We start from the raw sequence: 23586 nt of genomic DNA on the forward strand, positions 1-23586 counted from the left end.
AGGGTGGAACCACGTGTTTATATTTATAAAACTCGTCCCTTCGCATAGGGATGGGTTTTTTTGCGTTCAATCGGTTCTTATCGTACATGAAAAGCTTAATGGCGAGAATGAAGGAGGAAGTTTTATGTCAGATCTAATTAACATTACATTTCCAGATGGAGCGGTAAAGGAGTTTCCAGTAGGGACAACAACAGAAGATATTGCCGGTTCCATTAGCCCAGGGTTAAGAAAAAAAGCACTTGCAGGAAAAATAAATGGTTCATTATATGATTTGAAAAGACCAATTTTAGAAGATGCTTCTTTTGAAATTGTTACACCTGATAGCCCGGATGCACTAGAAATTTTGCGTCATAGCACTGCACACTTAATGGCACAAGCAATTAAACGTATCTATGGAAATGTAAAGCTTGGTGTAGGTCCAGTTATCGAAAATGGGTATTATTATGATATTGATTTAGAGCAATCATTAACACCAGAAGATTTACCGGCTATTGAAAAGGAAATGAAGAAAATAATCAATGAAAATCTGGAGATTGTTCGTAAAGAAGTAAGCAGAGCGGAAGCGATTGAGCTTTTTAAAGAAATGGATGACGAATATAAGCTAGAATTAATTGATGCAATCCCAGAAGATGAAACGGTAACACTTTATCAACAAGGTGAATTCGTTGATCTATGTCGTGGTGTACATGTTCCTTCAACTGGAAAACTAAAAGAGTTTAAATTACTAAATATTGCTGGGGCTTATTGGAGAGGAAATAGCGATAATAAAATGCTTCAGCGTATTTATGGAACTGCATTCTTTAAGAAGAATGAGTTAGAGGAGCACTTACGATTTTTAGAAGAGGCGAAGGAAAGAGATCATCGTAAAATTGGGAAAGAATTAGATTTATTTATGACTTCTCAAAAAGTGGGACAAGGCCTACCGCTATGGCTTCCAAAAGGTGCAACAATCAGACGCATTGTAGAGCGCTATATAGTAGACAAGGAAGAAAGATTAGGCTATAACCATGTATATACACCGATTATGGGTAGTGTAGACCTGTACAAGACCTCTGGTCACTGGGATCATTATCAAGAGGATATGTTCCCAGTAATGGAAATGGATAATGAACAGTTAGTGCTTCGTCCAATGAACTGTCCACATCATATGGTTGTTTATAAAAATGATATTCACAGCTATCGCGAATTGCCAATTCGTATCGCAGAGCTTGGAACAATGCATCGTTATGAAATGTCAGGTGCATTATCTGGATTACAGCGTGTTCGTGGAATGACATTAAATGATGCGCATATCTTTGTAAGACCAGACCAAATTAAAGATGAATTCAAACGTGTCGTAAACTTAGTATTAGAAGTATATAAAGATTTCGATATTACAGATTACTCATTCCGACTATCTTATCGTGATCCAGCAGATACTGAAAAATATTTTGATGACGATGAAATGTGGGATAAAGCACAAAGCATGCTGAAAGGGGCAATGGACGACCTAGGTCTAGATTATTTTGAAGCAGAAGGAGAAGCTGCATTCTATGGTCCTAAATTGGATGTGCAAGTGAAAACAGCTTTAGGAAAAGATGAGACATTATCTACTGTGCAATTGGACTTCTTATTGCCTGAGCGCTTTGATTTAACATATGTTGGGGAGGATGGAAAACAACATCGTCCAGTTGTTATCCATAGAGGAGTAGTATCTACAATGGAACGCTTTATTGCATTCCTTATCGAAGAATACAAAGGGGCATTCCCAACTTGGTTATCGCCAGTGCAAGTACAAGTGATTCCTGTATCACCTTCTGTACACTTTGACTATGCAAAAGAAGTACAAGAAAACTTACAAAGACACGGTATCCGTGTAGAGCTTGACGAACGTGATGAAAAAATCGGCTACAAAATCCGTGAGGCGCAAATGAAAAAAATCCCTTACATGCTAGTAGTCGGAGATAAAGAAGTAGAAGACAAAGCCGTAAATGTCCGCAAATACGGAGAACAAAAATCAGAAACAGTTTCTTATGTAGACTTCTTGGAAAAATTAACGCAAGAAGTAAAATTTTCTAACTAAGTTAGCATAGATTTTTATGAAGTAGCATTCTTATGACTTAGTTTTCATGGATCTTAGGATAAGGTTCAGAGGGAATGGACGTCTGCCAGAAAGCAAAAAACAAACGAACTTCTGTCGTTTTAAAGGTTGTAAAGTCCGAATTTCGTTCCATATTCCTAGCTTTTCTGAATTTATGCATAAAAAGTATTGCATTGAATCAATTATTTTGATAAAATTTTTCTCGTTGTGATATTTCTTTCGTTGACTTACAGTTATCATTTGTGATATAGTTACTAAGGTAAATTGAATACGAGTTTGAGGAAAAGAAGAAGCACCCGCTTCTCACCTGATTGACACAGATTCCAAGTAGTTAACAGGTATTACGTAAAACATTTTAGGTATTACTTTTGTTTCGTAAGTGTGGGTGAATTGTTCATCCACACTTTTTTATTTGGATGATAAAGATTACAAAGCCTACGATGTCAACTTGAGAGTCAAGTGTCAATTAGTATCTAAGCTAGAGAAGGTGACCTAGAATAGATTATTCTTGACCCGAACGTTGTATTCGTCATTAACCTTGGAGGTGTTTAACTATTAGCAAAGATATGATTTTAAATGAAGGCATTCGTGCAAGAGAAGTTCGTCTTATTGACCAAAATGGAGAACAGCTTGGGATTAAAACGAAATTTGAAGCTCTTGAAATTGCAACACGTGTAAATCTTGATGTTGTTCTTGTTGCTCCAAACGCAAAACCGCCAGTAGCTCGTATCATGGACTATGGTAAATACAAGTTTGAACAGCAAAAGAAAGAAAAAGAAGCACGTAAAAATCAAAAAATCATTAATATTAAAGAGGTTCGCCTTAGTCCAACTATAGATGAGCATGACTTTAATACAAAGCTTCGTAATGCTATTAAGTTCCTAGAAAAAGGCGATAAAGTAAAAGCATCCATTCGTTTTAAAGGACGTGCTATTACACATAAGGAAATCGGTCAACGAGTACTTGTTCGTTTTGCAGAAGCATGTGCAGAAGTTGCCACTGTGGAATCACATCCAAAAATGGACGGTCGAAGCATGTTCATGACTTTAGCGCCTAAAAACGACAAGTAAGAGGAGGAATACCAAATGCCAAAAATGAAAACTCACCGCGGAGCTGCTAAACGTTTCAAAAAGACAGGCTCTGGTAAATTAAAACGCTCAAAAGCTTATACTAGTCACTTATTTGCTAACAAATCTACTAAGCAAAAACGTAAACTTCGCAAAGCTGGATTAGTATCCAAAGGCGATTTCAAACGCATTCGTCATTTATTAGACAACATTAAGTGATTTTTTCAATATAGGAGGGAAATTATATGCCACGTGTTAAAGGCGGTACAGTTACACGCAAACGTCGTAAAAAAGTTCTTAAATTAGCTAAAGGTTATTATGGTTCAAAACATACATTATACAAAGTTGCAAACCAACAAGTAATGAAATCATTAATGTATGCATACAGAGATCGTCGTCAAAAGAAACGTGATTTCCGTAAATTATGGATTACTCGTATCAACGCAGCTGCTCGTATCAACGGTCTTTCTTATAGCCGTTTAATGCACGGATTGAAGTTAGCTGGTATTGAAGTAAACCGTAAAATGCTTGCTGAACTTGCTGTAAGTGATGAAAAAGCATTTGCTGAATTAGCTACAGTTGCAAAACAAAACTTAAAATAAGTTTATTAAAAAAAGGAGGTATTTGCTACCTTCTTTTTTTTATATTTTTTTCTTTGAAAGAAGGAGGAAGCAGGATGATGCCATTACTATCCATCTATTTAGTGTTAATCAATGTAACAGGCTATTTATTCATGATGATTGATAAAAAAAGAGCGATCAAGCATCAGTATCGCATAAGTGAGCGAACCCTTTGGACAATTGCTATTTTTTTCGGTGCTTTAGGGTTATACATAGGTATGCAAAATTTTCGGCATAAAACAAAGCATGCTACATTTAAATATGGTTTACCAGCACTAACATTACTAGAATTAGGGATTGTACTCTATTGGTTGAATGTTTAGGCATATTCTCTTGTCTTTTTCTATACACTTTAATAACAGCATGATTCTTTAGAGCAGAAGGTGATAAGATGGAAGAGCAGTTATCAGTCCTATTTGTAATGGTAGAAGTTAGTGGCATTTTAGCGCCAATTATATTTATTTTATTCCATACCCTACGGCAATTTTTGTTTATTCCTCCAATCTTAGTCTGTATTGCAGGAGGAGTTTTATTTGGAGTGACGCTTGGAACCATCTATTCTATTATAGGCTTAACAATTAATTGTCTCATTTTCTATACTGTCATTCATCGCTTGCCAAAGACACATCGGAAACTATCTAATTTAAAAAAAAGATGGTTTGGGGAGTATCGTAATTTGACACTTGGACAAATCACAGTATTGCGTTTAATACCAGTATTTCATTATCATTTACTAAATTTTTGCCTATTAGAGAAAAGAAAAAGTTTAAATGAATATGGAAAAAGCGCTTTTTTAAGCAATATACCTTTAGCGTTCTTTTATACTATTTTCGGTCAGTTTATTAGTCAATTTTCGTTAACAATGGTCGTCATTATTATGTTTGCATTAGCGATACTTGTTTATATTTTAAGGGAAAAAATTACGATTATTAAATGGAGAGAATTTTTTAAAGAAGCCCATGAGTAAAATACTTCATGTAAAAAAGTCTAGGACAAAACTAATTTGCTAATCTGTGAAGACGAACAATTTCTAATATAGCGATTTCACAAATAGCTGTTATCCAATATGAGTTATGAAAAATAATCAAATGAAAAACTAATTCGTTCCCATTCTGCTACAGACACAAAATGTGCTGCAGGGAACAACACCAACTTCACTGAAACGGTCTTTTATAAACTATAAAAACCCGACCAACCATATGGAACTTGATATGGTTGGTCGGGTTTTTCAATGAGCTGGAATACTGTCCGAACCTCTACGTATTTTTTTCTGCTTCTTTAAACCGTGTCCAATCAATTTTAGCCTTTGGGTATATAGACAATAGTGACTGTTCTATATAGGCTTTGTCTTGTTTTGACATCTTCGTATTATAAGGATTGGTAGGGAATAGTAAGATGTGATCAACTTCGTTTGCTACTGCGTATTTTTCCCCTTCGAGTAAATGCCCTTTATAGGTTAATAAGAGATTCATTCTTATATTATCCTTTTGATCGAGCAAATAAAAAGTTCTCCGCTTTTGCGCTAACTTCAATCGTTGTTGTGGATTCATTAAGAAAGAAAGGATTCGAAATAAACCATAAAGAAGAAATACGAGCAGAACAATTAACAAAAGCCATTTCATAAAAGAGCCTCCAGTAACTTAATTTTTCAGGATTAACTAATAGAATACGATTGATAATAGAAAAGGTTTCATTATTTTAGAAAAAATATTTTTTTAAAAGAAAAAAGATTAAATAAATAGAAACCAAGGTTTGATACATAATAAAAGCAAGGGTTCTTTCTATACCCATATAAGACGGGTAGTAAGCAACTATTGAGGGAAGATTCTTTTTATAAGTAATTAATACTTTGTACTATATCTATTTTCTAGTATAATAATGAAGAATATATTATATTAAGGGAGTCGAAATAATGTCCAAATTAGATGAAACATTAACGATGCTTAAAGATCTCACAGATGCAAAAGGCATCCCAGGCAATGAAAGAGAACCAAGAGAAGTAATGAAAAAGTACATAACAGAATATGCGGATGAAGTGACAACAGATAATTTAGGAAGCTTAATTGCTAAGAAAGTTGGTCAGGAAAATGGACCAAAAATTATGGTTGCAGGTCATCTGGATGAAGTTGGATTTATGGTAACTCGTATTGATGATAAAGGGTTTCTTTATTTTCAAACAGTAGGCGGTTGGTGGTCCCAAGTAATGCTAGCTCAAAGAGTAACGATTGTAACGAGTAAAGGCGAAATTACTGGAATTACAGGGTCTAAACCTCCACATGTATTAAGCCCAGAAGCAAGAAAAAAACCAATAGATATTAAGGATATCTTTATTGATATTGGTGCATCTTCTAAAGAAGAAGCAATGGAATGGGGAGTAAAACCAGGAGATATGATCGTTCCATATTTCGAATTTACAGTAATGAATAATGAAAAAATGTTGCTTGCAAAAGCATGGGATAATCGAATTGGTTGTGCAATTGCAATTGATGTATTAAAAAATTTAAAAGAAATCAATCATCCTAATATTGTATATGGTGTTGGAACAGTTCAAGAAGAGGTTGGTCTTCGTGGAGCGAAAACAGCAGCGAACTTAATTGAGCCGGATATTGGGTTCGGAGTTGATGTTGGAATAGCTGGAGATACACCGGGAGTTACAGAAAAAGAAGCACTAAGTAAAATGGGTAAGGGTCCACAAATCATCTTATATGATGCTTCAATGGTTTCCCATAAAGGGTTACGTGACCTTGTTACAGATACAGCGGATGAGCTAAACATTCCTTATCAATTTGATAGTGTGCCAGGAGGCGGGACAGACTCTGGCTCTATTCACTTAACACATAAAGGAGTTCCGACGTTATCGATTACAATCGCAACTCGCTATATTCATTCACATGCTGCAATGCTTCATCGTGATGATTATGAAAATGCAGTCAAATTAATTGTGGAAGTTATTAAGAGATTAGATCGTGAAACAGTTGATTCCTTGACATTTGCATAAACAGCTAAAATAAAAAAGAGAATTTGATCTTCAAAAATCAAATTCCCTTTTTCTTATTTCAAAGAAAATACTATAACTTATACCAAAATCTTTTACTCGATTGGAGGGATTTGGGTATTTAATATAGCTGCTTTCCGTGCTTTAAGGAGACGATTAATATTAACTACAATCGTTTTGACAGCAGCATAGGTCGGTACGGCAAGAATCATTCCTAAAATTCCTGCTAAATTTCCTGCTACTAATAACAAAATAATAATTGTTGCTGGATGGGTATCCAACCTTTTTCCTAGAATTAATGGAGATAGGATATTTCCTTCAATCTGTTGAGCAATGGTAATGACAATAATAACTAGGAACGCTTGTGTTGGCGATGTGAAAAGGGCGATTATAACAGCTGGTGCACCACCAATTAAAGGACCAACATATGGAATAATATTCGTAACAGCAACAATTAAGGCCATTACAAGTGCATAATCAAGCCCAATACTCAAATAGCCGATTAATGATAAGGTTCCTACAAACAAAGCTACTATTACTTGTCCTTGAATATAGGCTGCAATTGTTTCACTTGTATCTTTAATAATTCTTAAACCTTCTTTTCGATAAGAAGAAGGGAAGAATTTTGATAATGCTTCAGGAAATTTGCTACCATCTTTAAAACAATAGAAAAGTAAAAATGGAACCGTTACAATAGTAATGGTGATATTCGTCATGGTACTGATAACTGTCCCAATTCCATTTGTTATATTGCTTGGAATAGTTTGAGCATAAGCCTTTAGGTTCTCCGTAATATCCTCAATTTTTACATATTCTTGGTTCATAATCCATTTGTACTGTTTAGTATCATTTAAGTATTGGAAATAGTGAACTGCATCATCAGCATATTTAGGAATATTGCTAAATAATTCGCTAACCTGTTTACTAATCATCGGTACAACACTGCCAATTGCCAAAATAATAATTCCAATCACTGCAAGATAGAGAATAATAATTGCGAGTGTTTTCGGAATTTTATTTTTTTGCAAAAATTTAACGATTGGATTAAGTAAAAAATATAAGAAACCAGTAATAATAATTGGCACAAAAAGTGTGGAAAATAGCACTGCAACTGGTTTGAATAAAAACGTAATTTTTGTGCAGAGATAAATAATGGCAGCGATGATGAGAATCTGCAGTAACCAATAATGAAACTTCTTCTTTGTCAAAATTTTTCACCTTTTTCTTATTTTGTATAGCAAGTATAGCATATTCATTCAATTTCTTGTAAATATTGTATTATGTATTTTAAACGATTGTATCACACTTTACGTTCATAATGATATTACGAGATAAGGAGGAGAAAAGTTTCATTTATCCTAAGAAGATTTCCTTTAAAGTATAAGAAAAAATGATACAATCTGTTATTTTTAGAAATAAGATTGTATCATTCCATGAACCATACGCAAAATGCTATGTTAATCTGTATTAATAATTTTCAGATGGGAAATATTTAAGAAATTACGAATGTTCAAAGCGGTAGCCCCAAATAAAGATGCCTTCGAACCTAAACTCGAATTTTCAATGACGATGTCTTTATTAAAGGAGCTTTGCAGATTATTGCTGATTAATGAAAGTATCTCAGGGATTCTTCGAATGACAGAACTGTTCATGAATATAAGCTTTGGAGCAAAAAAAGTCATTATATTGTTTATGCCCTTCGATAAATTATAGCAATGTTCTTGAATAATTTCTTGAACAAGGGGGTCTTTAGCAAAATATAGCTCAGCTAATAAATCAGGAGTGACATCTGTTAACTCTTTCTTTTCTTTGAACAGCTCTAGAAGAACTTTATCGGAGCAGTACTGCTCTAAGCAACCTTTATTCCCACAAGGACAAGCTTTGCCGTTTGGATAAAGCACAGAATGACCAACTTCACCAGCTCTTCCATCTAGTCCTGTAAATAATTGACCATCAATTATAATTCCAGCACCGATCCCACTGTGAATACTTAAACTGATTAAGTTATTAAATTCAGTAGAAAAAGTAGACTCTCCTATTGCTGTTAAATTTGCTTCGTTTTCAATATGGATAGGATACTGGTATAGCTTCGTTAATTCCTCATAAAGTTCCATTTTGTCTAAATCATAATATGGTGTAAACGAGATAGTATTTTCATTTACAATACCATGAATTGCAATTCCAATTCCGATAATACCATAGGTTGTCAGATGGCTTATTTTTTGATATTTTTCAATTATATTTGAAACATGTGCAATGACATTTTCTTTTGTAATAAATATACCTCTTTCTTTATTGTAAAAGACAACTTCTCCATCTAGGTATGTGACCATTGTGGAAATGAAGTCATAGCCAAGCTCGATAGCGATTGAAAGACCTGCTTTATTATTTAGTTGTAAAAGAATTGGTTTTCTTCCTCCAGAATGACTACTCTCACCAATTCCAATTTCTTCAATAAGTTTATCCTCAAGTAATTTCTTTGTTATATCAGATACAGTTGCTTTATTTAAACCAATATTAGATGAAAGACTTGCTCGAGAAATGGGAGCATGTTGAACAATTTGCTCCATGACAAGAGAAGCATTTTGCTCTCTAATTACATATTTATCTGTGACCATTATTTTCCTCCAAACTAATTAATCCCCTTATAACGATGCTCATATTGTTAGGTTACCATACTAATTAAAATACTTCTATTAAATTTATGGATAAAATAATAAAAATACTATTGTAAGCGCTTGACAAAAAATATAGTTAGATTTATGATTAATGCAGTTAGTATACTGAACTAACAAATTAAAAATGATTTAATAGAATAGAAAGAAGATGCTACTTTTAAAAAGTAAGTTAAAGCAAGAACAAAAATATCTTTTATAACAATTAGGAGGGAATTAACATGGAATTTTTTCCAATGATTAAAGAAGTCAAATATGAAGGACCAAAAACTGAAAATATTTTTGCTTACCGTCACTACAATCCAGAAGAAGTAGTTTTAGGAAAAACAATGAAAGAACATTTACGATTCAGCTTGGCATGGTGGCATACATTAACACAAGATGGATCAGATCCATTTGGTGCAGCTACTAATGTTCGTAACTGGTTTGGTGAAACACCAATGAAAACAGCAAAAAATAGAGTAGAAGCAGGCTTTGAATTAATGGAAAAAATGGGCTTTGAATTCTTTTGCTTCCATGATGTTGATATTGCTCCAGAAGGGGAAACATTACAAGAGTTCTTCGACAATTTAGATGTAATCACAGATTTGATTAAAGAGAAGATGGATCAAACAGGTATTAAATTACTTTGGAATACGGCTAATATGTTTACAAATCCTCGCTTTGTACATGGGGCTGCTTCATCATCAAATGCAGAAGTTTTTGCATATGCTGCAGCTCAGGTGAAAAAAGGGTTAGAAATCAGTAAAAAGCTTGGCGGCAAAAACTATGTATTCTGGGGTGGCCGTGAAGGATATGAATCTTTACTAAACACAGATTTACAACTTGAACAAGACAACATGGCTCGTTTTTTCCATATGGCAGTTGATTACGCAAAAGAATTAAATCATGAAGTTCAATTTTTAATTGAGCCAAAACCAATGGAGCCATCAAAACACCAATACGATTTTGACGCTGCGACTGCAATGGCTTTCTTACAAAAATACAATCTTGATAAACACTTTAAACTAAACTTAGAAGCAAACCATGCAACATTAGCAGGGCATACTTTTGAACATGAAATGGCAGTAGCTAGAAGCTATAATGCACTTGGATCTCTGGATGCGAACCAAGGGGATGTAATGCTTGGATGGGATACAGATGAATTCCCAACTAATATCTATGATACAACTCTAGCAATGTATCAAGTGCTAGAAAACGGAGGAATTGCTCCTGGTGGTATTAACTTTGATGCGAAAGTACGCCGTTCTTCTTTCTCTATGGAAGATTTAGTGCTAGCACACATTGCTGGTATGGATACCTTTGCACGCGGATTAAAATCAGCTGCAAAACTAAAAGAAGATCGTTTCTTCGACAAAGAAATTGAACGTAGATATATGAGCTATACAACTGGAATTGGTAAGTCCATTGTAGAAGGTAAAGAAGATTTGAAAACATTAACAGAATATGCATTACAACATGATCAAATTGAAAATGAGCCAAATCATCTAGAATTCTTAAAATCTCGTTTGAACGATTATTTAGTATAATATAAATATAATAATTTGGTATAACACCATAAAGGGGTGTCTCAGGTAGAAGGAATTGGCATCACAAGTTTATTAGTAGGAGCTAATTGAAAATAATCTACTATTTATACTTGTGGAGGTCTAAATCTCTATAAATGAGGCAGCCCTTTCTTTTATCATTTGTCACATGACTTAGGAAGGGAGAGCGTGAAAATGTCGTATGTAATAGGAATTGATTTAGGAACTAGTTCATTAAAAGGCTTGTTAGTTGATAAAGAAGGCAAGGTTCTTATAACAAAGAGCTCTGAATATGAGCTTCTGACTCCTCAGCCAAAATATAGTGAACAGAATCCAAATGTTTGGATCGAAGCATTGGATATTGTCTTAAAAGAAATAATTGCCGCATTTCCAGAAGCAGCATCAGAAACAGAGGGAATTAGTTTCTCTGGACAGATGCATAGCTTGGTTTTATTAGATGGAAATGGTAAACCATTAAGAAACGCAATTTTATGGAATGATGTGAGAACAAGCAAACAATGCCTGGAAATAATGGATAAAGCGGGACAAGAAGTTATTCAAATTACAAAAAACAAAGCGTTAGAAGGATTTACTTTACCTAAACTACTGTGGGTGAAGGAAAACGAGCCGACCATATGGGAAGAAGCAAAGCACTTTTTATTGCCAAAAGATTATTTAGGATTCTATTTAACTGGCAATAAGCAAATGGAGTATTCAGATGCTGCTGGCACCTTATTGCTAAATGTGGAAGAAAAGGTTTGGAGCGAATCTATTGCTGAATTATTTGATTTGCCACTATCTATTTTCCCTAAGCTTGTCGAGTCTTCTGACAAAATAGGCGTAATGAATAAACAACTTGCAGATAAGTATGGCTTTACAAATGAAATCGCTGTATTTTCTGGAGGTGCGGACAATGCTTGTGCAGCAGTTGGGGCAGGGATTGTGCAAGAAGGTATGGGATTAGCAAGTATCGGAACATCTGGCGTATTTCTTTCCTATGAGCAAGATGGGCAACAGGATTATGAAGGAAAAGTTCATTATTTCAATCATGCAATAAAAGACAGTTTTTATTCCATGGGTGTAACCTTATCTGCCGGATATAGCTTGAATTGGTTTAAAAATACTTTTGCTGCAGATAAACGCTATGATGAGCTTCTTTCTAATATGGGGAATGTGCCAATTGGTTCAGATGGTTTATTGTTTACGCCTTATATAATGGGAGAAAGAACACCATATACAGATAGTCAAATTAGAGGAAGTTTTATTGGCATGGATGCAAGGCATACATTAGATAACTTTGCACGTGCTGTTGTGGAGGGTATCACTTTTTCACTTAATGATAGTAAGATATTGATGGAGGAAAATGCAAATAAGCAATTTACACGCATTGTCTCTGTAGGTGGCGGAGCAAAAAACAGTAATTGGTTACAAATTCAAGCAGATATCTTTAATGCGCCAGTCGTTAATTTGACAGTCGAACAAGGACCGGGATTAGGAGCAGCGATGATTGCTGCTGTTGGATTAGGTTGGTTCCCAACGATGAATGAGTGTGTGGAGAAATTTGTTCATTATAAGGAAGAGTTTCAGCCAATTCCTGAAAATGTGAAGAAATATGAAAAGGTATATGAAATTTATAAAGGTGTATATGAAGCAACAAAAGAAACTGCACATAAATTACATGCGTTAAATGAGTAGTTTATTTTAAAATGCTAAACCAAAAAGAAGGAGAAATCTCCTTCTTTTTGGTTATTTTAGTCCATTTTCCAATGTCTGCAACATTTCAATTTTATCATCTTCAGAAGAATTTTTCCAAATTACTTCGAATAGAACGCCTAAACCAGGTAACATTTTCTCTTCCCCATTTTGAATAGCATCCACGATGGTGTCTTTTAATTCATCTTGAGAATTTCCAGAAACATTGTGGATTATTGCATTTCGTAAATTTAAATTCATAATAAGCACCCTTCTTTCCATTGTTATCTATCAACACCATTTCAATTGGAAATGATATTAGATAGACGTTTTGTAGAACACATCTATTTTTATCATTTCACTAATGCCGTTTATTATGTATTTTATTTAAGCTATAATAGAGGACATAGAGATCATCTGGTGATTATGAAGGAGAATAGTAAGTGAAACACATACTTTCAGTAAAAAATCCACAAATTAAAGAATGGAAAAAAAGATTAACAAAAAAGGAAAGAGATAAAACGGGAACGTTTTTGGTGGAAGGCTTTCACCTTGTGGAAGAAGCATTCAAAGCAGATGCCATCATCGATTTGATTATTTCTGAAGATATAGATGTACCTGCTTGGAATTATAGAGATATACCGATAACAATTGTTACGAAAGAAATCATTAAAGAGCTTTCAGATACAGAAACACCACAAGGCATTCTTGCACTCTGCAAACAGCAAAGTCATCAAGAAATACTATCCACTGCTCAAACCTTTATTGCGATTGATCAGGTTCAAGATCCTGGTAATATGGGAACCATTATCCGAACTGCAGATGCAGCAGGGATAGATGCTGTTATTATAGGAGAAGGAACTGTTGATATATACAATCCAAAAGTAGTTAGATCCGGTCAAGGCAGCCATTTTCACTTGCCAATCATAAAAACAAATATACCTGCATTTATAGAGGAATTGAAAGAAAGAAAGGTTCCCGTTTACGGTACTGCACTTGAAAATGGCAGAGATTACCGAGAAACAGTAAAAACAGACGAGTTTTGTTTGATTGTCGGGAATGAAGGCAATGGTGTAAGCAAAGAAGTTTTAAGTAAGACAGATACCAACTTGTATATCCCTATTTACGGAAAAAGTGAATCCTTAAATGTTGCTGTAGCAGCTGGGATTTTGATGTATTATTTTAAATAATCTGTTTTCCTAAATAAAGTTTTCGAAATGGTGGAATCTTAGGCTAAAAAGGCATTTGAAAACTGAATAGATATATATTATAATTAAAAACAAATTACATGAATAAAGACATTGATGGAGAAAAGTAATTGGTGATTTTTAATCAAGGGAGAAAATGCCGCAGACTGTAAGCATTTTTATTAAAAACATGAATGAAGTTCACCTCCTGAGTCGGCATCGGGACCATTTTTTCTTTTTAGAAATGATGTAAAGATGTACCGGTATAGACTACCGTTATCCAAATGAAGTGAACTTGTTTTATCATACATACAAGTTAATTAGGGTGGTACCGCGACAATAACCTCGTCCCTTTTTTGGGGATGGGTTTTTTTTATGCCAATTTTCATGCAAAATCAACCAATATATAAGGAGGAAAAGTGATGGAAGATAAATTAAAAGAACTGCAAGCTGAAGCACTATCACGCATTGAAAACAGTAATGATATGAAAGAACTAAATGAAATTCGTATCGCATATTTAGGTAAAAAAGGTCCAATTACAGAAGTGTTAAAAGGAATGGGAAAGCTATCTGCTGAAGAAAGACCAAAAATGGGTGCACTAGTAAACGTAATTCGTGACGATATTACTAGCCACATTGAAGCTAAACAAAAGGCTTTAGAAGAAGCAATTGTCCAAGAAAAAATTGCTTCTGAAACAATTGATATTACCTTACCAGGTCGTCCAGTTTCTGTAGGAAATCATCATCCGCTTACAAGAGTAGTGGAAGAAATTGAAGATCTCTTTATTGGTATGGGTTATACCGTGGAAGAAGGACCAGAAGTGGAAAATGATTACTATAATTTCGAAGCATTGAATCTTCCTAAAGATCACCCAGCGCGCGATATGCAAGATTCTTTCTATATAACAGAAGAAACATTACTTAGAACACAAACTTCTCCAATGCAAGCAAGAACGCTTGAGAAGCATAAAGGGAAAGGGCCAGTGAAAATTATTTGTCCTGGTAAAGTGTATCGCCGTGATAATGATGATGCGACACATTCCCATCAATTTATGCAGATTGAAGGACTTGTAGTAGACGAAAACATTCGAATGAGCGATTTAATTGGAACATTGGAAGTTTTTGCTAAAAAAATGTTTGGGGAAGATAGAGAAATCCGCTTGCGTCCAAGCTTTTTCCCATTCACAGAGCCTTCCGTTGAAGTAGATATCTCTTGCTTTATCTGTAAAGGTGCAGGCTGTAGTGTATGTAAAAAAACAGGCTGGATCGAAATTTTAGGAGCGGGAATGGTTCATCCAAATGTATTGGAAATGTCGGGGTTTGATTCAAAGAAATATTCTGGTTTTGCCTTTGGAATGGGTCCAGAGCGAATTGCGATGTTGAAATATGGAATTGATGATATTCGTCATTTCTACACAAACGATGTACGTTTCTTAAAACAATTTTCAGTACCGGAATATTAAGGGTGGAGGAGAAAAAATGTTAGTATCCTATAATTGGTTAAATGAATATGTAGATTTGAATGGTATTAATCCCGATGAATTAGCGGAAAAGATAACGAAAAGCGGGATTGAAGTGGAAGGTGTTGAAATTCTTGATGAAGGGATTAAAAATGTTGTTATCGGTTATGTTGTAGAGCGTGAACAACACCCAAATGCAGACAAATTGAATAAATGCTTAGTAGATGTAGGTGAAGGGGATCCAATTCAAATTATTTGTGGAGCGCCTAACGTTGATAAGGGACAAAAAGTTGCTGTCGCGAAAGTAGGAGCAGTACTTCCTGGGAACTTTAAGATTAAAAAGGCAAAACTTCGCGGTGAAGAATCAAATGGAATGATCTGTTCTTTACAAGAACTTGGAATTGAAGGGAAAATGGTTGCAAAAGATTATGCGCAAGGTATTTTTGTTTTTCCAAGCGATGTGGAAGTTGGAAAAAATGCCCTAGAATACTTACAACGAAATGATGCTGTCTTAGAACTAGGGTTAACTCCAAACCGTGCTGATTGCTTAAGCATGCTTGGTGTAGCGTATGAAGTTGCAGCAATCTTAGGAAAAGATGTTAAATTACCTGATACTGCATATCCAACTATTAACGAGAAAGCATCTGATTATATTCAAGTATCTGTCGAAGAAAATGGAGATACACCATTATATACAGCAAGAGTAATTAAGAATATTAAAATCGCTCCATCACCATTATGGATGCAAGGAAAATTAATGGCAGCAGGAATTCGTCCACATAACAATGTAATAGATATTACAAACTATATTTTATTAGAATATGGTCAGCCGTTGCATGCTTTTGATTATGATAAAATAGGATCAAAAGAAATTCTAGTAAGAAAAGCCCAAAGTGGAGAAAAAATTACGACGCTTGATGAAGCAGAAAGAACGTTATCAGCAGACAATTTACTAATCACGAATGGAAAAGAAGGAATTGCTGTTGCTGGAGTAATGGGTGGCGCTAATTCTGAAGTGCAATCTAATACAACCACTGTGTTATTAGAATCTGCTTATTTTGACAGTAAAGTCATTCGCAGATCATCAAAAGTGATTGGGTTAAGAAGTGAAGCAAGTGCTAGATATGAAAAAGGGATTGATCCAAATCGAGTGCGCATAGCTGCAGATAGAGCATGTCAATTATTGCATTTATATGCAAGCGGAGAGGTGCTTGAAGGAGAAGTAGCGGTTGATACATTAACAGCTGAACCAAAAGTTGTTTCCATTACGCTAACTAAAATTAATCAAACCCTTGGAACTTCTTTAGAGTCAAATGCAGTTACTGCTATTTTTGACAGTCTACAATTTACAACACAAGTTATGGGAGATACGTTCACAGTAACGGTTCCAACGAGAAGAAATGATATTGTCATTGAGGCAGATTTAATCGAGGAAGTTGCCCGTCTGTATGGGTATGATAATTTACCGAAAACATTGCCTATTGGCGCATCTACACCGGGTACCTTAACTTCTTATCAGAAGAAGCGTCGTATGGCTCGCAGATATTTGGAATCAGCTGGTTTATATCAAGCGATTACGTATTCATTAACAAATGAAGCGAAAGTCCATAGCTTTGCTTTAGAAAAAAGAAATCCAATTAAACTTGCAATGCCAATGAGTGAGGAACGTGCATTATTACGTCAAAGTATCGTACCACAGCTTTTAGAAGTACTAAAATACAATGCAGCAAGACAAAATGAGAGCAGTGCCGTTTATGAAACAGGAGTTGTTTTCCTAGCGAATGAAAATCAGGAACTTCCAGAAGAAAAAGAACATTTAGCTGGAGCTGTGACGGGAATATGGAGCACTCATCCATGGCAGGGAGAAAAGAAAGCTGTTGATTTCTTTGTTGTAAAAGGTGTATTAGAAGGTCTGTTCCAAAAGTTAGGTGTATCGGAGAAAATTACTTTTACAAGAGCGGAAATGGAAGGAATGCATCCAGGAAGAACGGCTGAAATCGAATTTAATGGAGACGTTATTGGGTTTGTTGGTCAAGTTCATCCACAAATGCAAAAGGAATTAGATTTAAAAGAAACGTATTGCTTTGAACTAGACTTAAGCAAATTATTTGCAGTAGAAATAGAAGCTTTACACTATACTTCTATTCCTCGCTTCCCTTATGTAACAAGAGATATAGCGCTTGTTGTGGATAAACAAATTCTAGCAGGAAATCTTCAAGGAATCATCCGAGATGCCGGTGGGAAATTATTGAAAGATGTCCAAGTGTTTGATTTATATGAGGGAGAAAAAATGGAAGAAGGCAAAAAGTCAATTGCATTCTCCTTAACTTATTTCGATCCAGAACAAACATTAACAGATGAAATGATCAGTAAAGTTCACGAAAAAGTACTTGCAGCTGTGGAAGAACAAGCAGGAGCTACTTTAAGAGGCTAACGAAATAGTAAAAAGCATCCCATCGTTCTATTTTGGGATGCTTTTTTTCTTGATGGAAATAGTAATTCTTTCCCCTTATAACAAGTCTTGAGATAGAATCTATTCGAATGACTTCCCTAGCAAGAATAGTTCATGATATGATAGAAACTAGGATTCTTTAGAATGGAGGCATGGGCGTGTCAAATACCCCTAAAAATCGTACAAATGTTGATATATACGGAACACCATATACAATAATAGGGGAAGAACCTTCTAGTCATGTTAGACTGGTTGCCTCCATAGTAGATAAAAAAATGCGTGAAATTCATGTCATGAATCCCTCACTTGATTTAAATAAACTAGCAGTCCTTACTGCTGTTAATATAGTAAATGACTATGTAAAGCTAGAAGATCGAGTGAAAGAACTGGAAGAAGAATTAAAAAGAGAAAAGGACTGACAATGTTCATGTTGGATATTATTTTGGTTATATTGCTGCTTTTTGGTCTTTTAAGAGGACTAAAAAGAGGATTTATTATGCAAATTATACACTTAACAGGATTTATTGTTGCGTTTATTGTTGCTAATAAATATTACATACCACTATCGCAAAAATTAACACTATGGATTCCCTATCCAAATACAGGAGAAAGCAGTTTTCTACATTCTTTTATTCAGACTGCGAATATAGAAGATGTTTTTTACAGAGGATTCTCCTTTATTGTGATATTTTTTGTCGTGAAAATTATTTGGCAAATTCTTGGTAGTATGATAGATTTTGTTGCTAGTATTCCAATTTTAAAACAGTTAAATACATGGGCTGGTGCTGTATTAGGATTTATCGAAACGTATTTGCTATTATTCCTTCTATTATATATTTCTATTTTAATCCCAATTGATTTTATACAAGCTCAATTAAACGAATCCTCTGTAGCAGCTTGGATGATAGAAAATACTCCTTATTTTTCAGAGAAAATTAAAGATTTATGGTTCGACTATATCGCTTCATAGAAATTAGGAAACTCTTCTAGCTTTGTATGTAGCTAGTGGAGTTTTTTGTGTGGTTAGCAATTACGAACATCATTATTGAAATATTGAAGTTCATGGTATGATATGTAGTGTAGGCAGAATTTAGAAAATAGAAGATTTATTATATCCATGTAGGTGATGAAATGACAATAACAAACAAAGATATTATTCGATTATTAGAGCAAATAGCGATATATATGGAGCTTAAAGGAGAAAATCCTTTTAAAATTTCAGCTTTTCGAAAAGCTGCAAATACAATAGAAACAAGTGAATACAATTTAACCGAGATAACAGATTTAACACAGTTGCCTGGCATCGGCAAGGGAACAGCGGCTGTTATAGAAGAATATATAAAAGAAGGAAAGTCTTCCGTATTGCAAGAATTGAAAGACGAAGTTCCGAAAGGGTTAATTCCTTTGCTACAGCTACCAGGTCTTGGTGGGAAGAAGATAGCGAGATTATATAAAGAGCTATCTGTTGAAAATGCTGATGATTTAAAAAATGCCTGTTTAGAAGGAAAAGTTCAAGCGTTAAAGGGATTTGGAAAAAAGACAGAGGAAAAAATACTAGAATCTCTGCAAAATGTTGGATCAAGACCAGATCGATTACCGATTGCCTTTATGATCCCAATTGCTGTTTCGATTGAAGAGGCATTATCGAAAATGGAGGGGGTTGTCCGCTATTCAAGAGCAGGAAGCTTAAGAAGAGTGAGAGAGACCATTAAAGATTTAGATTTTATTATTGCAACAGAGAATCCTGAACAAGTGAAAACACAGTTGCTTCAGCTTTCCTCTATTAAAGAGGTAATTGGAGCAGGTGCAACAAAAGTAAGTATTGTTCTTGGACTCGATTACGACGTCTCTATAGACTTTCGTTTAGTAAAGCCAAATGAATTTGCAACAACGCTACATCATTTCACCGGTTCAAAGGAACATAATGTGCGAATGAGACAGCTAGCAAAGGAACGTGGAGAAAAGATAAGCGAATATGGTGTGGAGAATAATGAAACAGGAGAAATTAAAACCTTCGAATCAGAAGAAGCTTTCTATCATTATTTCGGACTACCATTCATTCCTCCTGAAATAAGAGAAGATGGAAAAGAAGTAGACAACTATTCAGATCAAAGTGAGCTCATTTCCTTGGAAGATATTAAAGGTGATTTGCATATGCACACAACAGCAAGTGATGGTGCACATACATTAGAGGAAATGGTAGAAGCGAACCGTCATTTAGGCTATCAATATATGGCGATAACGGACCATTCCCAATATTTAAAGGTAGCAAATGGATTAACACCAGAAAGAGTACGCAAGCAAATACAAGAAATTAAAAGACTTAATGCAAAGTATGATGATATCACTATTTTAGCTGGGGCGGAAATGGATATTCTTCCTGATGGGACTTTAGATTATGAGGAAGATTTATTGAAAGAATTAGATATTGTTATTGCTTCCATTCATTCTGCGTTTTCCCAATCGAAGGAAAAGATTATGACTCGTTTAAAAGCAGCCATGGAAAATAAGTATGTCGATATCATTGCACACCCAACTGGTAGAAAAATTGGGAAAAGGGATGGATATGCTGTCGATATGGACATGCTTATTCAATTAGCAAAAGAAACGAACACTGTTTTGGAGCTAAATAGTAATCCGAACCGTTTAGATTTAAATGCTACGTATATTAAAATGGCGCAGGATGCTGGCGTGAAGATTGTTATTAATACAGATGCCCATTATAAGCATGAGCTTCATAATATGGCAATAGGTGTTTCCACAGCAAAAAAAGGCTGGATTAAAAAATCGACGGTCCTAAATGCGATGACAAAGGAAGAACTATTGGAATTTTTGTATAAAGGCTAATATATAAGCAAATAGAGAATACTTACAAACATCATTAACCCATAAGCGGGATAGCAAAGGAGATTACTCCATGCAGGAAAGAGTATTAAAAACGTTAGAATTTGATAAAATAAAAGCGCAATTAATGGAGCATGTTTCTTCCTCTTTAGGCAGAAATAAAGTAGAAGAACTAATTCCATCAACGGATTACAATGAGGTAGTAAGATGGCAAGAAGAAACAGATGAAGCGGCTAAAGTATACCGAATGCGGGGAACAATTCCTCTTGATGGGATTTATGATATCGGTGCCCATGTGAAAAGGTCTTCTATCGGTGGAATGCTGAGTCCTATCGAATTAAATCATGTTGCAAGTACTGTTCATACTAGTAGACAAATGAAACGTTTCATTGAAGAATTTCATGAAGAAGAAGCTGTGCCTATTCTTTTTACCTTAACAGATAGTATCACGGTATTAGCCGAATTAGAAGAAGAAATAAAGATGGCGATTGATGAACAGGGTTCGGTTCTAGACAGTGCAAGTGATACACTCAGAACGTTGAGAAATCAATTGCGTAGAAACGAAGCAAAGGTACGGGAGAAGCTAGAAAGTATGATTCGTTCCTCAAATGCCCAAAAGATGCTTTCAGACAGTATTATTACAATAAGAAATGATCGCTATGTTATTCCAGTTAAACAAGAATATAGAGGGAATTATGGTGGAATTGTTCATGATCAAAGTGCTTCAGGGCAAACTTTGTTTATTGAACCACAGTCTGTAGTTACCTTAAATAATGAGTTGCAAGGAATTCGAGTCAAGGAACAGCAAGAGATAGACCGTATTTTGACCCAATTGACGGCACTTGTTGCGCAAAATGAAGAGGAATTATTGCATATTGTTACGGTATTAGCTGACATTGATTTTATGTTTGCAAAAGCCAAATACGCTCACCGCTTAAAAGCATCGAAACCAAAAATCAACGATGAGGGAAAAATTGTACTTCTTAAGGCTAAGCATCCACTTATACCACCAGAAGTTGTTGTAGCAAATGACATTGTCCTTGGAGATACGTATAAATCGATTGTGATAACAGGGCCAAATACAGGTGGTAAAACGGTAACCTTAAAAACGGTAGGACTATGTACGTTAATGGCGCAGGCAGGACTCCAAATTCCAGTTTTAGATGGTTCTGAAATGGGTGTATTTAAATCCGTTTATGCAGATATTGGAGATGAACAATCTATTGAACAATCATTGAGTACTTTCTCCTCCCATATGGTAAATATCGTAGGCATACTTGAAAAGGTGGACCATGAGAGCCTTGTTTTATTCGACGAGTTAGGAGCAGGAACAGATCCGCAAGAAGGGGCAGCACTTGCTATCTCTATTCTTGATGAAGTAAATAAAAGAGGTGCAAGGGTTATCGCAACAACTCACTATCCAGAGCTAAAGGCATACGGATATAACAGAGAAAGTGTTGTGAATGCGAGTGTAGAATTTGATATTGAAACACTAAGCCCAACCTATCGATTACTAATCGGCGTACCAGGTAGAAGTAATGCCTTTGAGATTAGTAAACGACTAGGTTTAAAAGAAGATGTTATTGAAACGGCTCGTTCACATGTTAGTGAAGACAGTAATAAAATTGAGAATATGATTGCTTCTTTAGAAGAAAGCCGTAGACAGGCTGAACGGGAGCATGAAGATGCTAAAGATTTATTAAAGCAAGCAGAAATGCTTCATCGTGATTTACAGAAACAGGTAATGGAATATTACGAAAAGAAAGAAACACTGCAGGAAAAAGCGAAAAAAGAAGCAAAGGAAATTATGGAAGAAGCAAAGAAAGAAGCAGAAGCTGTAATTGGTGATTTAAGAAAAATGCAGCTTGAAAAACGTGCTGAAATTAAGGAGCATGAATTAATTGATGCTAGAAAACGTTTAGAGGATGCAACGCCACAAATAGAAATAAAAAAACAACAAGCAGCAGCCAATACAAACCATGTTTATCAGCCAGGAGATGAAGTAAAGGTCCTTACCTTTAATCAAAAGGGACAATTACTAGAAAAGGTTTCAGATAAGGAATGGCAAGTTCAAATTGGCATTATGAAAATGAAAGTGAAAGAAAAGGATCTTGAATTCATAAAAGCACCAAAGGTAGTGGAAACAAAACCGCTTGCTACAATAAAAGGAAGAGATTATCATGTGAGCTTGGAATTAGATTTGCGTGGCGAAAGATTCGAGAATGCTTTAGCAAGAGTAGAAAAATATATTGATGATAGTCTCCTTGCTGGCTATCCTCGTGTCTCGATTATTCATGGAAAAGGAACAGGTGCACTTCGCTCAGGTGTTCAAGAGTATTTAAAAAATCATAGAGCGGTGAAGAGAATTCGTTTTGGGGAAGCAGGAGAAGGTGGAAGCGGCGTAACTGTAGTGGAATTTAAATAATCCCTTCTTTTAAAGAAAATGGTAGAGGAGAAACCTTATGGATCAATTTTGGGAAAATGAATATGTAAAAACGGCAGGAGATTATAGTGTTGTTATTTTAAGCCTAGTTGTATTTTTGGCTATTTTTGAACTCGTCACAAAATATAATAATTGGGATGAAATCAAAAATGGCAATATTGCTGTTGCTATGGCTACAGGCGGCAAAATATTCGGTATTGCAAATGTATTTAGACATTCGATTATGCATAATGACTCTTTATTGACAATGATAGTATGGGGTGTGTATGGATTTATACTATTACTAATCGGCTATTTCATTTTTGAATTTTTAACACCAAAATTTAAGATTGATGAAGAAATAAAAAATGATAATCGAGCTGTAGGGTTTATTTCCATGATTATATCCATCGGTTTATCTTTCGTTATAGGAGCAGGCATTTCTTAATAATGACCAAATTAAAGGGGCTTTCACTTAGTGATGGTCCCTTTTACTTGGTTCCAGCAATATAAGCCTATTTTTTCTATTCGATTAAAAGTAGGCTTATACATAATCCAATTAAAGT

The 23586-nt window shown here is 35.0% G+C and carries 21 protein-coding genes and 3 other annotated features (1 of these 24 only partly in view); of the genes, 17 read left to right on the forward strand and 4 right to left on the reverse strand.

The window, feature by feature from the left end; all coding sequences use genetic code 11:
- Positions 1–43, forward strand: a binding site (T-box leader); it begins 196 nt to the left of the window's first position.
- 81 nt (positions 44–124) lie between these two features.
- The 6 genes from thrS (at position 125) to QQZ16_RS07890 (ending at position 4734) form a co-directional block, all read left to right on the forward strand.
- Positions 125–2062 (forward strand): threonine--tRNA ligase, encoded by a 1938-nt coding sequence (gene thrS / locus QQZ16_RS07865; protein WP_031534826.1) that lies wholly within the window; start codon positions 125–127, stop codon positions 2060–2062.
- Between the two features lie 296 nt (positions 2063–2358).
- Positions 2359–2496: a sequence feature (ribosomal protein L20 leader region), on the forward strand.
- Positions 2497–2646: 150 nt separating this feature from the next.
- Positions 2647–3150, forward strand: a complete 504-nt coding sequence (gene infC, locus QQZ16_RS07870; RefSeq protein ID WP_016201804.1) for a translation initiation factor IF-3 — start codon at positions 2647–2649, stop codon at positions 3148–3150.
- 15 nt (positions 3151–3165) lie between these two features.
- Positions 3166–3366, forward strand: coding sequence for a 50S ribosomal protein L35 (rpmI, locus tag QQZ16_RS07875; protein WP_016201803.1), 201 nt, complete (start codon positions 3166–3168; stop codon positions 3364–3366).
- A 26-nt stretch (positions 3367–3392) separates the two neighbouring features.
- Positions 3393–3749 carry a 50S ribosomal protein L20 gene (gene rplT / locus QQZ16_RS07880; protein ID WP_031534824.1) on the forward strand — a complete coding sequence of 119 codons (357 nt, stop codon included), beginning with the start codon at positions 3393–3395 and terminating at the stop codon, positions 3747–3749.
- 74 nt (positions 3750–3823) lie between these two features.
- A complete protein-coding gene (locus tag QQZ16_RS07885) occupies positions 3824–4090 on the forward strand; it encodes a DUF1294 domain-containing protein (RefSeq protein ID WP_109767440.1) in 267 nt (88 codons plus the stop codon).
- Positions 4091–4158: 68 nt separating this feature from the next.
- A complete protein-coding gene (locus QQZ16_RS07890) occupies positions 4159–4734 on the forward strand; it encodes a TVP38/TMEM64 family protein (protein ID WP_031534820.1) in 576 nt (191 codons plus the stop codon).
- A gap of 289 nt (positions 4735–5023) precedes the next feature.
- On the opposite strand, the gene QQZ16_RS07895 is transcribed toward QQZ16_RS07890, so the two are convergent.
- Positions 5024–5389 carry a hypothetical protein gene (locus QQZ16_RS07895; RefSeq protein ID WP_031534818.1) on the reverse strand — a complete coding sequence of 122 codons (366 nt, stop codon included), beginning with the start codon at positions 5387–5389 and terminating at the stop codon, positions 5024–5026.
- A 290-nt stretch (positions 5390–5679) separates the two neighbouring features.
- Here QQZ16_RS07895 and QQZ16_RS07900 point away from each other — a divergent pair, with 290 nt between their 5' ends.
- Positions 5680–6765 (forward strand): M42 family metallopeptidase, encoded by a 1086-nt coding sequence (locus tag QQZ16_RS07900; RefSeq protein ID WP_031534815.1) that lies wholly within the window; start codon positions 5680–5682, stop codon positions 6763–6765.
- Between the two features lie 92 nt (positions 6766–6857).
- Here the strand turns inward: QQZ16_RS07900 and QQZ16_RS07905 are convergent, their stop codons facing one another.
- Positions 6858–7970, reverse strand: a complete 1113-nt coding sequence (locus tag QQZ16_RS07905; RefSeq protein WP_031534813.1) for an AI-2E family transporter — start codon at positions 7968–7970, stop codon at positions 6858–6860.
- 249 nt (positions 7971–8219) lie between these two features.
- Positions 8220–9380 (reverse strand): ROK family protein, encoded by a 1161-nt coding sequence (locus QQZ16_RS07910; protein WP_235247879.1) that lies wholly within the window; start codon positions 9378–9380, stop codon positions 8220–8222.
- A 278-nt stretch (positions 9381–9658) separates the two neighbouring features.
- Between QQZ16_RS07910 and xylA the strand changes: the two genes are divergently transcribed.
- Together xylA and xylB are read left to right on the forward strand one after the other, a co-directional pair.
- Positions 9659–10966 carry a xylose isomerase gene (gene xylA, locus QQZ16_RS07915; protein ID WP_031534809.1) on the forward strand — a complete coding sequence of 436 codons (1308 nt, stop codon included), beginning with the start codon at positions 9659–9661 and terminating at the stop codon, positions 10964–10966.
- A gap of 192 nt (positions 10967–11158) precedes the next feature.
- Complete coding sequence (gene xylB / locus QQZ16_RS07920; RefSeq protein WP_031534808.1) at positions 11159–12658, forward strand: xylulokinase; 1500 nt, start codon at positions 11159–11161, stop codon at positions 12656–12658.
- A 51-nt stretch (positions 12659–12709) separates the two neighbouring features.
- On the opposite strand, the gene sspI is transcribed toward xylB, so the two are convergent.
- A complete protein-coding gene (sspI, locus tag QQZ16_RS07925; protein ID WP_031534806.1) occupies positions 12710–12916 on the reverse strand; it encodes a small acid-soluble spore protein SspI in 207 nt (68 codons plus the stop codon).
- A 182-nt stretch (positions 12917–13098) separates the two neighbouring features.
- On the opposite strand from sspI, the gene QQZ16_RS07930 reads away from it, so the two are divergent.
- The 8 genes from QQZ16_RS07930 (at position 13099) to QQZ16_RS07965 (ending at position 23468) form a co-directional block, all read left to right on the forward strand.
- Complete coding sequence (locus tag QQZ16_RS07930; RefSeq protein ID WP_031534804.1) at positions 13099–13845, forward strand: TrmH family RNA methyltransferase; 747 nt, start codon at positions 13099–13101, stop codon at positions 13843–13845.
- 102 nt (positions 13846–13947) lie between these two features.
- Positions 13948–14198, forward strand: a binding site (T-box leader).
- A gap of 66 nt (positions 14199–14264) precedes the next feature.
- The gene (gene pheS, locus QQZ16_RS07935) at positions 14265–15305 is read left to right on the forward strand and encodes a phenylalanine--tRNA ligase subunit alpha (protein WP_031534802.1); all 1041 of its coding nucleotides are present in this window, start codon (positions 14265–14267) and stop codon (positions 15303–15305) included.
- Positions 15306–15321: 16 nt separating this feature from the next.
- Entirely contained in the window at positions 15322–17736 is a 2415-nt protein-coding gene (gene pheT, locus QQZ16_RS07940) for a phenylalanine--tRNA ligase subunit beta (RefSeq protein WP_031534800.1), read from the forward strand.
- Positions 17737–17906: 170 nt separating this feature from the next.
- Positions 17907–18173 (forward strand): cell division protein ZapA, encoded by a 267-nt coding sequence (gene zapA / locus QQZ16_RS07945; protein WP_192840928.1) that lies wholly within the window; start codon positions 17907–17909, stop codon positions 18171–18173.
- A gap of 8 nt (positions 18174–18181) precedes the next feature.
- A complete protein-coding gene (locus tag QQZ16_RS07950) occupies positions 18182–18724 on the forward strand; it encodes a CvpA family protein (protein ID WP_031534796.1) in 543 nt (180 codons plus the stop codon).
- Positions 18725–18885: 161 nt separating this feature from the next.
- A complete protein-coding gene (gene polX / locus QQZ16_RS07955) occupies positions 18886–20601 on the forward strand; it encodes a DNA polymerase/3'-5' exonuclease PolX (RefSeq protein WP_031534795.1) in 1716 nt (571 codons plus the stop codon).
- Between the two features lie 70 nt (positions 20602–20671).
- Positions 20672–23023 (forward strand): endonuclease MutS2, encoded by a 2352-nt coding sequence (locus QQZ16_RS07960; RefSeq protein ID WP_031534793.1) that lies wholly within the window; start codon positions 20672–20674, stop codon positions 23021–23023.
- A 37-nt stretch (positions 23024–23060) separates the two neighbouring features.
- Positions 23061–23468 (forward strand): DUF350 domain-containing protein, encoded by a 408-nt coding sequence (locus QQZ16_RS07965; RefSeq protein WP_031534791.1) that lies wholly within the window; start codon positions 23061–23063, stop codon positions 23466–23468.
- The last annotated feature ends 118 nt before the right edge of the window (positions 23469–23586 follow it).

It is taken from the genome of Bacillus sp. T2.9-1 (assembly GCF_950097965.1).
GTDB classification, from domain to species: Bacteria; Bacillota; Bacilli; order Bacillales; family Cytobacillaceae; genus Niallia; species Niallia hominis.